We start from the raw sequence: 14664 nt of genomic DNA on the forward strand, positions 1-14664 counted from the left end.
CCCAGATGACTGGCTCCCACCCGTCCTATCCGATTTCCAAGGTCTCAAACTGTCAAAATATCGCGCGTCGGGTGCCCGTGAACAGGAGGATCCAGCCATTCCCGTCCTAGATCTCATTTCAAGTTATGCCGAGGACCTCACTGCGATCCGGCGGGATTTTCATGAATTTCCCGAGATCGGGTTTTGTGAGGAAAGAACGTCCGCCAACGTTGCCAGCCTCTTGGAAAGCTGGGGCATTGAAGTTACGCGTCGTGTCGGGGGAACCGGTGTCGTCGGCGTCCTGGAAGGGGCGCGTCCAGGCAGGACAATCGGGCTCAGGGCAGATATGGATGCCTTGCCGATGGAAGAGCAGACAAACCTTCCTTACAGCTCCAAGAACCCGGGCGTCTTTCACGGCTGTGGCCATGACGGGCACATGACGATGCTGCTCGGCGCTGCACGCTATCTGGCTGAAACCCGTAATTTTGCGGGCCGCGTGGTGTTTATCTTTCAACCCGCGGAAGAAGGGCTCGGCGGGGCAAGGGCGATGCTGGCGGACGGATTGTTCGAGCGGTTTCCCTGCGATGAACTCTATGGTCTTCACAATTCTCCCTACAACTCCCATTCACAGGTCAGCATCCGGCCGGGAAGGGCGCAGGCGGGCGCTGCCTTTTTCGATATCGAGGTTCACGGCCGGGGCAGTCATGGCGCCATGCCTCAGATGGGGGCGGACCCGATCGCGGTCGGTGCGGGACTGATCAACGAACTTCAGAAGATCGTGTCGCGCAACACCGATCCGACCCACGCCGCTGTGGTGTCGGTGACGGAATTTCATGCAGGCTCTGCCTACAACGTCATTCCCTCCGAGGCTGTCCTGCGCGGAACCTTCCGGTTCATGGAAGCGGCGGATGGCGACATGATCGAACACCGGCTTCGTGCAATCTGCAGCGGTGTTGCCTCTGCTCATGATGTGCGCATCGACGTTGATGTCCGCCGTGTCTTCGACGTGCTCATCAACGATCCGGATCGCGCTGCGGATGCCATCCGGGCCGCTCGCGATGTGGTTGGTGACAACGCGGCGGCGGACGCCGAGGTGACCATGGGATCGGAAGACATAGCCGATTTGCTGAGAGTTGTTCCAGGGGCTTTCTTCAACCTCGGCCACAATGGCGACGTGCCGCTGCACAATCCCGGCTTTGTCTTTGACGACACGATTCTGCCTGTCGGCGCGAGTATTTTTGCGCGCATCGTGGAAACACGGGGCGGCTGATCCGCCGAACATTTCTCTTTCCGTTTTCAGTTCCTTGCCGCGACCGGCCCTCCCTGGGGCCGGCCGTTTGCGTTCGCACGTTTGGGTGACGGGCATCCAGATTCCGGTTGACAAAATTTCTCCGGGCAACATAGTAACAAAAAATGGAACAGTAGATCCATAAAATGGAACTTTGACCGATGTCGATCCTCAAGAATGCTGCTGATGTGCTCAGGCTCTTCGGAGCGGACTGCACCGACCTGACGGTGTCTGAAGTGACGACGCGCCTGGATATGCCCAAGGCGAATGCGTCCCGGCTTCTGAAGGCAATGCGTGAGGCCGGCATGCTGGAAACCATCGGTGACACCCGTCGCCACAGGCCAGGCCGCTTGATGCTCGACCTTGCGGCGGCCTTCCGCCGGTCGTCGGGCCTTATCGGCCGCGCAAGCGAAGTCATGAGCGAGGTTGGACTGCGCTTCGGGCACACCGGTTACATCACGCTGCGTGTAGGCCGGGAGGTGACTGCGGTCGCTGATTTTCCCGGTACCAACGCCCTGCGGGTTGTCAGCAACATCGGCCGCCGTCTTCCCGCCGCGATGAGTGCCACCGGCCGGTCTCTGCTGGCGCGGCTGACGGACGAGGAGGTGCGGGCCCTTTATGAAGGTGACACCGCACTTGATGTCCTTCTTGAAAAACTCTCCGAAGTACGGACCACGGGCTACGCAACCTCCAGTCAGGAAGCGACGCCCGGCGTCGATTCCATTGCCATTGCGGTTGCTGATCCGGCCACCGACGAGGCTGTCAGCCTCTGCATCGTCTACCCGCACGCGGTCGTCGATCAGAGCGGCCACAACGAAATGCTTGCCGCACTTGCCGCAGGAGCGACGCGGATAGCCGAAGAACTGGGTGATACCGGCTTTGTCACCCCGAAGATTTGATGAAAGGACGACTGGAATGACAACTTCCGAACCCCGCTGGCGCGTCGGCTTCGACATTGGCGGGACCTTCACGGACTTCGTTCTCTATGATCGGCAGACGGCTTCGGTCACGCTGCACAAGCGCCTGACCACTCCGCATGACCCATCCGAGGCGGCCCTGAAGGGGCTGGAAGAAATCCTGGAAATGCGTGGCATCAGCCATGCCGACCTGTCCGAGATCGTTCACGGCACCACGCTCGTCACCAACGCGGTGATCGAGCGCAAGGGCGCGCCGGTCGGGCTGATCACCACGCAGGGCTTCCGGGACATTCTGGAAATGGGCACGGAACAGCGGTACGACATTTACGACCTGTTCGTTTCTTTCCCGGACCCGATCGTCAGCCGCGACCTTCGTCTGGAAGTGGATGAGCGCGTTACCGCCGCCGGCGATGTCGTGACCCCGCTTGATGAAGCCGCAGTTCTGTCCGCGGCAAAGGCACTTGTCGCTGAAGGGTGCGAGGCGATCGCCATCGTCTTCATGCATTCCTACGCCAATTCCGCACATGAGCGCCGCGCTGCCGAAATCGTGCGCAAAGCGTTCCCGGATCTCGCGATTTCGATTTCGAGCGACGTTGTCGCCGAAATGGGAGAATACCAGCGCACCGTGACGAGCTGTGCGAATGCCTTCGTTCAGCCCCTGATGCATCGTTACCTCACCCGGCTGGAAGAGGCGCTAAGAGCACGCGGCTTTGCCGGTCCCCTGCGGCTGATGCATTCCGCTGGCGGCCTTGTTTCGCTGGAAACCGCACGCGACTTCCCGATCCGGCTGCTCGAAAGTGGCCCGGCCGGTGGCGGACTGGCAACGGCGCTGTTCGCTGAAGGCGCCGGTCTGAAGGACGTCATCTCGTTTGATATGGGCGGCACCACGGCTAAGGCCTGCATGATCGAGGACGGCCGCGCAGAAGTGGCTCCAATGATGGAAGCCGCCCGTGTGCACCGTTTCACCAAGGGCTCCGGCCTGCCGATCAAGGCTCCGGTGATCGAAATGATCGAGATCGGCGCGGGCGGCGGCTCCATCGCTGCAATCGACGAAGTGGGCCTCCTGAAAGTCGGGCCGCACTCGGCCAGCTCCGATCCGGGCCCGGCCTGTTATGGCCTTGGCGGAAAGCAGCCCACGGTTACGGACGCCAACCTTGTGCTTGGCTACTACGATCCGGGCTTCTTTCTCGGCGGTCGCATGAAGCTCGACCTGGACGCGGCTCGCTCGGCCATTGCCAGCGTGGCGGAGCCGCTCGGTTTGACTGTGGAAGACGCGGCCCTCGGCATCCACAAGGTTGTCGTGGAAAGCATGGCCTCGGCCGCGCGCGTTCACCTGGTGGAACGCGGCAAGGATCCGCGTGAATATGCGATGGTCGGCTTTGGTGGCGCAGGTCCTGCCCATGCGGTGGACGTTGCCCGTGTCATGGGTGTCAGCTCCGTTCTGATCCCGCCGGCGTCCGGTGCCGCATCGGCCCTCGGCTTCCTTGCCGCGCCGCTGTCCTTCGAGGATGTGCGTTCGCTACGAGTGGAACTTGCGCCGGGCTTCGACGCAGCGGGTGTCAACGCGCTTCTGCACGAGCTTGAAGAAGAAGGCCTGCGTCATCTGGAGCGTGCCGGCATTGGCCGGGGCGATGCGATCATCGAACGCAGTGCCGACATGCGGCTTGTTGGTCAGATGCACGACATCTCCGTGCCGCTGCCGGTCAACGACCTCAGCGAGACCGACCTGCCGGATATCCGGGCAGCCTTTGTGCGTGCCTATTCGGCCCGTTATGCGGAACCTTTCGAAGGCGCGCGTTTCGAGGCGGTCAACTTCCGCGTCCGGGTTGCCGGTCCGACCCCGAAACCGGCTCTGACCGGTGCTGCCGGGGGCGGCGACGTTGCCACACGGATCAAGGGCTACCGTCAGTGCTGGTTCGAAGAAGGCGCGTTCGAGACCGCTGTCTACGATCGTTACGCCCTGCAGTCCGGCGACGAGATCAAGGGGCCGGCGATTATCGAGGAGCGTGAGTCCACGACCGTCATCGGCCCGTCCGACAGCGTTGCCATCGACGATGGTCTGAACCTTTGCGTGACGCTTGGCACCATGAAGGCTGCTGACGCGCTGGTGACCGCCGATATGTCCCGTGCGGATGCCGTGGCGCGTATTCAGTCCGATCCGATCGGTCTGGAGATCATGTGGTCCCGCCTCGTCAACGTGGTGGAGGAAATGTGGCTCACCGTCTGCCGCACAGCCTTCTCGCTGGTCATCGCCGAGGCTCAGGATTTTGCCTGCGAACTCCTGGACAAGGACGGCGAGACCCTGGCGCATTCCCCGCGCGCAATGCCGGTCTTCAATCTGACGCTGCCACGTGCGGTCAAGGCGCTGCTCAAGGCCTATCCGGCCGAGACGCTGAAGCCGGGCGACGTGCTGATCACGAACGACCCCTGGCTGTGTGCGGGTCACCTCTTCGATATAGCCATCGTCACGCCGGCGTTCCGGGATGGCCGGCTCGTCGGACTGATGGGCACGGTTGGCCATGTCTCTGATATCGGCGGCACCAAGGACTCGCTCCGCGCCCGTGAGATTTACGAAGAGGGCCTGCAGATCCCGCCGATGAAACTGTTCGATGCGGGGGTTCCCAACGAAACGCTGATCCACCTCATCAAGCAGAACGTGCGCAACGGCGAACAGGTTCTGGGCGATATCTTCTCCTTCGTCGCGGCAAACAAGCTGGGCGTCGAGCGTCTGGATGCCTTCATGCATGACTACGGAATGCATGACCTTGGCGCTCTGGCGGAAGTTGTGCAGGGTCTGTCTGAAAAGGCGATGCGCGATGCCATTCGTGCCTTGCCGGATGGCGAGTACCGCTCGACCATCACCAACAATCCGCTCGGAGAAACGATCACCTATCCGGTGCTGGTGAAGGTCGAGGACGACAACATCACCGTTGATTTCGACGGGGCTCCGCCGCAGTTGCCGCAAGGTGGCCTCAACGCCACGCTGAACTACACGGCGGCGCATGCCACCTATCCGCTGAAATGCATGCTGACACCTTCGGTTCGGGGCAATGCGGGTTGCTATCGTCCATTCACGGTAAAGGCGCCGGAGGGGTCGATCCTGAACCCGACGTATCCGGCGGCGGTGAACCTGCGGACACGCACCGGCTGGTATCTTGCGCCGAACATCTTCCGGGCGCTGGCACAGGCGGCGCCGGACAAGGTGCAATCCTTCACCGGGCTGGCAGTGGCAGCCAATATTTATGGCCAGGACCGTGACGGTCAGTTCTATTCCGACATGCTGTTCTGCGGCGGCGGACAGGGCGGCTCCGAGCGCAAGGACGGTCATTCCTCGCTGCTCTGGCCAACCTCGGCTGCAAATACATCCATTGAATTGATGGAGAGCCGCGTTCCCGTGCTGGTGTTGGAAAAGACCTTCCTGGCGGACAGCGGCGGCGCCGGCAAGAGCCGGGGCGGGCTTGGTCAGATGGTCCGCTTCCGCAAGCGCGATGAGGACGGTCAGGAAATGCTTGTCTCGGTCTATCCGGAAGGCGTCGACAACCCGATCCCGGGCCTGTTCGGCGGCGAAGCGGGCGGCGGGGCACGCGGTCTTGTGCAAAGCAGCGACGGCGAATTGCTGCGCGACTGCGGCACCGGCGCGCTGGTGTCCCTCCATACGACCGACCAGATCGTCGAGCTTGTGCTCGGCGGTGGTGCCGGCTTCGGCAACCCGGACGAACGCGACCAGGCCGCTGTGGCCCGTGACCTGGCCCATGGTTACGTGACACCGGAACACGTGCGCCAGCATTACCAGAACACTGCGGTACCCGAACAGGCACACGCGGAAAAGGAACTAGGGAAGGTAGGGGCCTGAGGGCTCAAGATAAAAAGAAAAGAAAACAGACCGATCCAGTAAGGAGCAAACTGATGACCGTATCCAAGCAGTTCAATGTCTCCCGCCGTGGCCTTCTGGCCATGGCCGGGGCGGGCCTCGCGGCAGCGAGTTTCCCCACACAGCTTTTTGCCCAGTCGGGCAGCAACATTCTCATCATCGCATCGGGTCAGGACATTCCGAACTTTGATCCGCATACTGCGACGGGCTACTCCGCTTCATTCTTCCTGCGCAACGTCTACGATCCGCTCGTCCGTGTTTCCGGCAATCCGCCCGAGCCGGTTCCCGGGCTGGCCGAAAGCTGGACGATGAGCGAAGACGGCCTGACCTACACGTTCAAACTGAACCCGGCTGCGAAGTTTCACAGCGGCAATCCGGTAACCGCGGATGATGTGGTGTATTCCTTCCAGCGTGCGCTGGAACTCGCCAAGGGCAATTCCTGGATGATCCGCGGAATTGTGACCCCGGAAGGCGTCAGTGCAGTGGATGCGGGCACGGTCGAATTCAAGCTGGAAACACCGTTTGCGGCTTTTCTTCAGGTTCTGCCGTGGATCTTCGTGGTGGAGAAAGCCGCCGTTGAAGCAAACCTTGGCGACGATCAGGGCCAGAGCTGGCTTTTGACCAACACCGCCGGGTCCGGCCCCTTCCAGGTCGCCCGCTTCGAAGTCGGTACGCTATATCACCTTGCACGCGTGGCCGACGCCTGGCAGCCGGCTGGCGGCAACCTTGATGGCGTCATCTGGCAGATCGTGCGTGAAACGGCAACGCAGCGGCTGATGCTGCAGCGGGGCGAGGCACATATCGCGGTCGATCTGACCTCCGAAGACATGGACTCGCTGAAGGACGCACCAGGCGTGGTGCGGGTGATCGAACCAGAATACCGTACCTTCTCGATCAAGATGAACACGGAAAAGGGCCCGCTCGCCGACGTCAATCTGCGCAAGGCGATTTCCTACGCCACCAACTATCAGGCTATCCTCGACGCAGCCGGCTACGCCGATCTGATGACGGGCCCGCTGCCGAACGGTATTCTGGGCTTCAATCCGGATCTGGAGGTCTACCGGACCGATCTCGACAAGGCCAAGGAATATCTGGCCAAGACCGAGTATCCCGAGGGGGGCCTGACGCTCAAGATGGTTCATGTTTCTGGCCTGGAGCAGCAACGCCGTTGGGCGCTGATCATGCTGGACAGCCTGAAGAAGCTGAACATCGACCTGGAAATCCAGCCGCTGAAATGGCCGGACATGGTCGCTGCCTGCAAGTCACCGGAAACCTTCCCGGATCTCTTCCCGGTCTATCAGACCGCCAACTACGGCGATCCCGACAACATCGCCTTTGCCGCCTACCACTCCTCGCGCAATGGTGGCTGGCAGAACGCCGTCTATCACAATCCGGAGGTCGACGCCCTCATCGAGGCCGGCCGTGCGGAGATCGACCCGGCCAAACGGGTCGAGATCTACGGAGAATTCCAGAAGAAGGTGGTTGCCGACGCGCCGGACATCTTCGGCGTGCTTGAACGCCGCAAGCTTGGCATGCGCGACAACGTGAAGGGCTACCACTTCACACCGGTTGCCTCCAATGCGATCGAGGCCTGGCCGCTGTCGCTCTGACCTTCCCGTTGAGGCCGGGCGCGCAAATACCTGCGCCCGGCCGTTCCCAATCAAAGGGCGTCTGAGATGCTGTATTTCATCCTGCGGCGGATCCTGCTGCTTATACCCGTTGTCATCGGGCTGACGGTGATCATGTTCGCCATTGCGCGGCTGTTGCCCGGCGACCCGGTTTCTCTGGCTGCAGGGCCGAACGCCACCCAGTCCGAAATCGACGCCCTGGCGCGCGAGTTTGGACTGGATCAGCCGATCTGGACGCAATACTTCGATTACCTGTCCGGACTTCTGCACGGCGACCTCGGCACATCGCTTCTGACCCGGCGCCCCGTGGCGGCTGACATCGCGGCCTACCTGCCGGCAACGCTGGAACTCGTCATCGCCGCGATGCTGATTGCCGTATGCATCGGCATCCCGCTTGGCCTGGCAACCGCCGTCTGGCGCAACCGCTGGCCGGATTACCTGTCGCAGGTCGTTGCCATCGGCGCGATTTCCATGCCCCGCTTCTTTCTCGGACTGCTGCTGCAACTCTGCTTCGCAATGTGGCTGATGTGGCTGCCGCTCGGCGGCCGTCTGCCGATCATCGTCATTCCGCCGCCAACCGTAACCGGCTTTCTCACGATCGATTCCCTGCTGGCAGGCGACATGCACACCTTCGTGACCGCCCTTCGGCATCTGGCAATGCCCGCCATCGCCATGTCCCTCTCGCCGCTGGCCACGATCATGCGCATGATGCGCGCCTCAACCATCGAGGTGATGGGCCAGGACTATGTCACGACCGCCCGCGCGCTCGGCCTGCCACGTGCGAAGATCATCCTCAAATACATCGCCCGAAATGCCGTTTCCGCAACGCTGACGGTCATCGGGCTTTACTTCGGCTGGCTTCTGGGCGGAACCGTGCTGGTGGAAACCGTGTTCGACTGGCCGGGTCTTGGCCTTTACGCAACGAAGGCGATCATCTCGCAGGACATGATGCCCGTCATCGGTGTGGCTCTCGTCATCGGCCTGATGTTCGTTGCCGCCAACCTTGTTATCGACCTGCTGTACGGGGTCATCAACCCGAAGGTACGCTACTCATGAGCGAGACTGCCCAGACTTCCGAGGTCGAGATCCCGCGTCCTGCCGACGACCGCCTGCGCCGCGCGCTGTTTCGCTTTCGGCAAAGCAAGCTGTCGATGCTTGGTGCGGCTGTCGTTGCTATCGTGCTGTTCTTCACCGCTTTCGGCACCATCCTGGCACCATACCCCGAGCATGTAGCCGGAGCTGTCGACACTGCCAATCGCTTCCAACCACCTTCGCTGACACATCCCTTCGGGACGAACGAACTTGGTCAGGATGTCCTGTCTCTCGTGATGGCAGGGGCAACGGTCTCGGTTCTCGCCGGTTTCGGGGTCGTCCTCATCGGTACGCTGATCGGTACACTCGTCGGAGCGGTGGCGGGGTTTGTCGGCGGCTGGACCGATGAAGGCCTGATGCGGCTGACCGACCTCACGCTGACAATCCCGAGCCTGATCCTGGCCATGGCGATTGCCGCGGCGCTCGGCCCAGGCTTCACCAACATGGTGATCGCGATCTCCCTCTCCTGGTGGCCGGGATATGCGCGCCTGGTCCGTGGTGAGGTGCTGGCCGCGCGTGAAGAAGTTTATGTGACGGCCGCACGGGCCATCGGGGCCAATCCCTCGCGCATCCTCTTCCGACATATCCTGCCCAACGTCGTCTCGCCGATCATCGTGAAGATGTCGCTCGACATGGGCTTCGCGATCCTGACGGTGGCCGGACTTGGCTTCATCGGGATCGGTGTGCGCCCGCCCACCCCGGAATGGGGCACCCTTCTGTCGCTCTCGCGCTCCTACATGCCAGACTACTGGTGGACGGCTATGGCTCCCGGCATGGCGATGTTCTTCGCGGTGTTCGGGTTCAACCTGCTTGGCGACGGCCTGCGCGACATCCTCGACCCGAAAGCGAGGCGCTGAGATGACCTACCCACTGCTTGATATCCGCAACCTGCATCTGACGATGACCAGTTTCGACGGGGCGGCGCATGTTCTGAACGGCATCGACTTGACGGTCAATCGCGGTGAGATCTGGGGCCTTGTCGGGGAATCCGGCTGCGGCAAGTCGCTGACGGGACTGTCTATCTCGCGGCTCGTCTCCACGCCGCCCGCGCGCTACATCGACGGCGAGATCCTGTTCGAGGGCCGCGATATTCTGAGCCTTCCGGCAAAAGAGGTGCAGAGCCTGCGCGGCAAGCGGATCGGGATGATCTTCCAGGACCCGACCACCAACCTCAATCCGTCCTACCGCATCGGCGAGCAACTTGTTGATGTCGCTCTCGCGGCCGCAAGTCACGATGCGTCGATCCTCGATTGCCCGCCGAACGCAAGCCGCCGCGAGCGCCGACGTGCGGCGCGGCGCTTGGCGGGAGACATGCTGGATCGTGTCGGCATACCCAACGCCGAGGCGCGGCTCGACAACTATCCGCACGAGTTTTCGGGCGGCATGCGCCAACGCGTGCTGATCGCGATGGCGCTGATCGGCCGGCCGGATCTTCTGATCGCCGACGAGCCGACGACCGCGCTGGATGTTTCGGTTCAGGCGCAGATCCTGAAGTTGCTCAAGGGGACGGTGGCCGACCATTTTATCGGTGTCATCCTGATCACGCATAACCTGGGCGTCGTGGCCGAGACCTGCTCTCATGTCGCGGTGATGTATGCAGGCAATATCGTTGAAAGTGGTCCTGTCGCCGAGGTGATCGAGCGCCCGGCGCACCCTTACACCAAGGCTCTGATGGCATCGATCCCGACCAAGCATTCGAAGCGGGGCTCGCTGAACGGTCTCGGCGGGTCGGTGCCAAACCTCATCTCTGCGCCGCCGGGCTGCCGGTTCGCGCCTCGCTGCTCACGCGCCGTCGAAGCCTGCACGCAGACGCTGCCACAACCCGTTCAAGTTGGCGGCACGCATCATGCCGCCTGTATCCGCCTTAACGAAACGGAGGATCTCGTCGATGCCTGAGCCGATCCTGCAGATTGAGAATGTCTCCAAAATCTACGGTGCCAGGCGCACGCTGTTCGGACGCACTGCCGAGGTACAGGCGCTCAACAACGTTTCGATTTCGGTTCAGAAAGGGGAAAGCTTCGGGCTGGTCGGCGAAAGCGGGTCGGGCAAGACGACACTGACCCGTTCCATTCTGCATCTGGAAACGCCGACTGCGGGGCGCATTCTGTTCGAGGGGCAGGATCTTGCCCATCTTTCGTCCGCCGAACTTCGGCGCCTGCGGGCCCGCGTTCAGATCGTTTTTCAGGACCCCTATGCGTCGCTGAACCCGCGCATGTCGGTGCGCGACATCGTCACCGAACCGATGCTCGTTCATAACGACATTCTGAATCTGAACCGTGGTCAGCGCACCGATCGTGCGGCCGAACTTCTGTCGCTTGTCGGCCTTGGACCCCAGCACCTCTCGCGCTTTCCGCACGAATTTTCCGGTGGGCAGCGCCAGCGCATCTGTATCGCCCGGGCGCTTGCCTCGGGTCCTGAGCTCTTGTTGCTTGACGAGCCGACATCGGCGCTCGACGTGTCAGTCCAGGCCCAGGTGCTGAACCTCTTGTGCGATTTGCAGGACCGACTCGGGCTCACCTATTTCTTCATCAGTCACGACCTTGCCGTGGTGCGCTACCTGTGCGACCGGGTTGCCCTCATCTATCGCGGCGAGCTTGTCGAAGAGGGCGAGACCGACGAGATCTTCGACGCGCCGAAGAGCGACTACGCCAAGATGCTGATCGGGGCAATGCCGGAAGTAAAGGTTCGGGGCAGCGCAGCCTGAGGGCTTGGTGATGTGTCCCGGTTCTTTTTGAAACAGGAAGACCGGTAAAGCGCACCAGGTTTCTGCCTGCTGCGGGACAACAAAAAAGCGATGGCAGCCGGGCCGCCATCGCCTGTCAAACATAAGGACGTCCGTTTGGTCGTTGATCAGGCAGCCCGGATGGTGGCCAGGAACCTGCTCAGTTCGGACTGCAGAAACTCCGACTGCTTGGCAAGGTCGCCGGAAGCCTGAAGAACTTCGTTCGCGGTTGCACTCGATTTCGTAGCCGCTTCGGTAACGGTACCGATCGAGCGCGAGACTTCCATGGTGCCCATGGCGGCCTGCTGGATGTTGTGCGCAATTTCCTGTGTTGCCGCAGCCTGCTGCTCCACCGAGGCGGCGACCGCAGTGCTGATTTCCTTGACCTTGCCGATCGTCGTCGCAACACCGTTGATGGCGGTTGCGGATTCGTCGGTCGAGCTCTGGATTTCCGCGATCTGATCGGCAATTTCGGTGGTCGCGCGGGCTGTCTGGTCCGCAAGTTCCTTGACCTCGGCAGCAACCACGGCAAAGCCCTTGCCGGCATCGCCGGCGCGAGCGGCCTCGATGGTCGCGTTGAGGGCAAGAAGGTTGGTCTGTGCAGCGATGCCGCTGATCAGTTCGACGATGTCGCCGATCTTCTGGGCGGCGCTGGACAGGCCGTGTACCTTGCTGGCCGCAGAATCCGCGTCTCTGACGGCTTCGTCGGAAATGCTGTTGGAGCGGTCGACCTGACCGGAGATCTCCTGTACCGACGCGGTCAGCTCCTCAGTCGCGGAGGCGACTGTTTCAACGTTGGAGGAGGCTTCTTCTGAAGCGGTTGCCACCGTGCCGGACCGTTCGGAGGTTACATTCGCGGTCTCATACATCTCGCGAGCGAAGGTCTCGAGCTGAGACGCTGCCGCGGAAACCGACTGAACGATGCTACCGACAGCTTCCTCGAACTGGGCTGCCATCTTGTGCAGTTCCGCCTGGCGTTTTTCTTCCGCACGGGCTTTTTCGTCTTCGTTCTCCAGGGCTAGGCGGGCGTTTTCCCCGGCCTGTTCCCGGAAATAATGCGCCGTTTTTGCCAGGTCGCCGATTTCGTCCGTACGCTCAGTTCCTTCGATGGAAACGTCGAGGTTACCCCGTGCGAGTTCCTTGAACGTGTCCACGATACGCGAGATCGGCTTTGCGATGCCGAAGCGGGAAATCCAGATGCCGAGTGCAATGGAGAAGATAACCGCCAGTGCCGCAATGATCACCAGGCTGGATGCAGCCGACCGGGCGTTCTCGCTGGCGCTCTCCCGCAGCGTCGCCATCTTCGCGGAGGAGTAATTGCTGTAGACCTTCACATTGTCGGTCACCGTCTTCTGGCCCTGCAAGGCAACGTCGAGCGCCGCATTGATGGCCGCGTTGTCTTCCGGTGAGCGTTCAGCAACATCGATCATCTGTTCGATATTGGAGAAGTAGGATTTGAGCGAGGTCCGTACCGTGTCGAGCTGTTTGATTTCCTCTGCATCCGCAACAGCTTCCAGCTTCGGTAGCCGGTCGAGCATTTCTTCGACGCGGCGCTTGTTCTGGGCGCGGTAATCGGCGGCATTTTCCGCATCGAGCGCAAGCTGATAGGTCATGCGGCTGATGGCGACGATATCGATGCGCAGGTCCATCGCTTCGCGGGCTGCTTCTTCCGAAAGCCCGACCCTGTTGAATGTCTGCGTGACACCGGTCAACTGGCTGTAAGCCAGCCAGGTGGTTCCCGCAGCCGCGAAACTCAAAAGCATGATGACGCCAAGCATTTTCTTGACGATGGAAATATTCTTCAGCACCTGACCGATCTCCGCAGACAAGGAGTTAGGGTTGCACCGCGTGGTGGCTCCTGTACCTCAGCCTTTACATGAGAGGGCGTTGCGAAAAGGTTTATGTGCGCTGCACAAAGTTGTGCATCGGGCAATTTCATCAATGTGGTGGCGCAAGGTTAGGCAAAGTCATCTCTTCCTTCCTCTATACCGATACTGTTCTGGAGGATTTGGCCTTTCTGCGGCAGGTCTCAGAGTACGCATATTTACGCAGAGAGATCTCTGAATGCGGTCGAAGGTGAGCCTCCGTCGGAGCCGGGCTGATAACTTGCGCTGTTTTTTGTTGTCCTGCTTTCGCAGTGCAACATGAGAGCGAAGCTGAAAAGAAGCGCCCGCCGGATGCTCACTTTCTTTCGACTGTCTGATGTGTTTGGGCTCGTGATGAACGGCCCGTGCGAAGGCGCTTGGGCCACCCAGGAGAGCCCTTTCAGGCGCAAGCCAGGAAGCGGGTAACGTCTTCTGCAAAGCGTTCCGCATACTGGAAATGGAAGGCGTGTCCGGAATCGGGATAGATGGCGAGCTGGGCATTCGGGATCGCCCTGACCAGCGCCAGCGAGTTTTCGACCGCAAAGGCCCTGTCGCGATCACCGTTGGCGACGAGGACTGGAACGTTGATTTTGCCAAGCCGTTTGAAGGCTCCATCCTCGCCCTGGAAGAATTTACGCGTGGCGATGCCTTGTCCAGCGTAGGTTTCCAGGGTGGTTTTCAATGCAGCCCCGGCAACCGGATCACCCCCGCCGATACGGGTAAGTGAAGCCATGCCGGCCGCGTGGCTGCTCTCGCTATCAGCGTAGAAGAGGAAAAGCATGTCGCGGGGTGAGTTGTCTTCCTTCCTGGCGACTGCCAGCCATTCTTCGGGAAGAGGGATCGCTCCCTTCACCGCAAAACTCGGGGTGGTCCCGGCAAGAACGACGCCGCCCAGCCGGTCGCCATATTTGGCGGCAAGGATCTGTGCGGTCATTCCCCCCATCGACCAGCCGAGCACATGCGGATTTTCCAGATCGAGCGCGTCTACCAAACCAATGGCGACATCGGCCGCGCCTTCCAGGGTGTCTGGGACGCTTCCTCCGCTATCGCCAACGCCGGCGTTGTCGAATGTAATAACCCGATGGCTCGCGGCAAGTGCTGCGGTGAGCGCCGGATCCCAGTCGGCCATTGCCGCCCGGAACCTGTTGAGCATCAGCAGCGGGCGCCCTTCGCCCTGGCTGCGCCAGGCGATCGGTGTGCCTTTCACGTCGGTTACATTCATGTCCGTACTGGAACGGGCTTCCCGGATGTTGAGTGTCATGTCTGTCTCCCTTTTCAAAGGTGGTCGATGTCGGATGCGAC

The 14664-nt window shown here is 61.3% G+C and carries 10 protein-coding genes; 8 read left to right on the top strand and 2 right to left on the bottom strand.

Annotated features, from left to right (window positions below; all coding sequences use genetic code 11):
* Positions 1 to 97: 97 nt before the first annotated feature.
* The 8 genes from V1T76_RS21680 (at position 98) to V1T76_RS21715 (ending at position 11479) form a co-directional block, all read left to right on the top strand.
* On the top strand, positions 98 to 1249 hold the full coding sequence (locus tag V1T76_RS21680) for an amidohydrolase (protein ID WP_330562989.1): 1152 nt from the start codon (positions 98 to 100) through the stop codon (positions 1247 to 1249).
* A 179-nt stretch (positions 1250 to 1428) separates the two neighbouring features.
* Complete coding sequence (locus V1T76_RS21685) at positions 1429 to 2166, top strand: IclR family transcriptional regulator (protein ID WP_330562773.1); 738 nt, start codon at positions 1429 to 1431, stop codon at positions 2164 to 2166.
* A gap of 16 nt (positions 2167 to 2182) precedes the next feature.
* The gene (locus V1T76_RS21690) at positions 2183 to 6037 is read left to right on the top strand and encodes a hydantoinase B/oxoprolinase family protein (protein ID WP_330562774.1); all 3855 of its coding nucleotides are present in this window, start codon (positions 2183 to 2185) and stop codon (positions 6035 to 6037) included.
* A 53-nt stretch (positions 6038 to 6090) separates the two neighbouring features.
* The gene (locus V1T76_RS21695; RefSeq protein ID WP_330562775.1) at positions 6091 to 7665 is read left to right on the top strand and encodes an ABC transporter substrate-binding protein; all 1575 of its coding nucleotides are present in this window, start codon (positions 6091 to 6093) and stop codon (positions 7663 to 7665) included.
* 66 nt (positions 7666 to 7731) lie between these two features.
* Positions 7732 to 8739 carry an ABC transporter permease gene (locus tag V1T76_RS21700; RefSeq protein WP_330562776.1) on the top strand — a complete coding sequence of 336 codons (1008 nt, stop codon included), beginning with the start codon at positions 7732 to 7734 and terminating at the stop codon, positions 8737 to 8739.
* On the top strand, positions 8736 to 9632 hold the full coding sequence (locus V1T76_RS21705; protein WP_330562777.1) for an ABC transporter permease: 897 nt from the start codon (positions 8736 to 8738) through the stop codon (positions 9630 to 9632). The genes V1T76_RS21700 and V1T76_RS21705 overlap by 4 nt, the downstream gene beginning before the upstream one ends.
* A 1-nt stretch (position 9633) precedes the next feature.
* Positions 9634 to 10671 carry an ABC transporter ATP-binding protein gene (locus V1T76_RS21710; protein WP_330562778.1) on the top strand — a complete coding sequence of 346 codons (1038 nt, stop codon included), beginning with the start codon at positions 9634 to 9636 and terminating at the stop codon, positions 10669 to 10671.
* Positions 10664 to 11479 (top strand): ATP-binding cassette domain-containing protein, encoded by an 816-nt coding sequence (locus tag V1T76_RS21715; RefSeq protein WP_330562779.1) that lies wholly within the window; start codon positions 10664 to 10666, stop codon positions 11477 to 11479. The genes V1T76_RS21710 and V1T76_RS21715 overlap by 8 nt, the downstream gene beginning before the upstream one ends.
* A gap of 146 nt (positions 11480 to 11625) precedes the next feature.
* Here V1T76_RS21715 and V1T76_RS21720 read toward each other — a convergent pair whose 3' ends face one another.
* The gene (locus V1T76_RS21720) at positions 11626 to 13305 is read right to left on the bottom strand and encodes a methyl-accepting chemotaxis protein (protein WP_330562780.1); all 1680 of its coding nucleotides are present in this window, start codon (positions 13303 to 13305) and stop codon (positions 11626 to 11628) included.
* Between the two features lie 457 nt (positions 13306 to 13762).
* Positions 13763 to 14623 carry an alpha/beta fold hydrolase gene (locus V1T76_RS21725; protein WP_330562781.1) on the bottom strand — a complete coding sequence of 287 codons (861 nt, stop codon included), beginning with the start codon at positions 14621 to 14623 and terminating at the stop codon, positions 13763 to 13765.
* Positions 14624 to 14664: the final 41 nt, after the last annotated feature.

Source organism: Roseibium sp. FZY0029, assembly GCF_036350355.1.
Lineage (GTDB): Bacteria > Pseudomonadota > Alphaproteobacteria > Rhizobiales > Stappiaceae > Roseibium.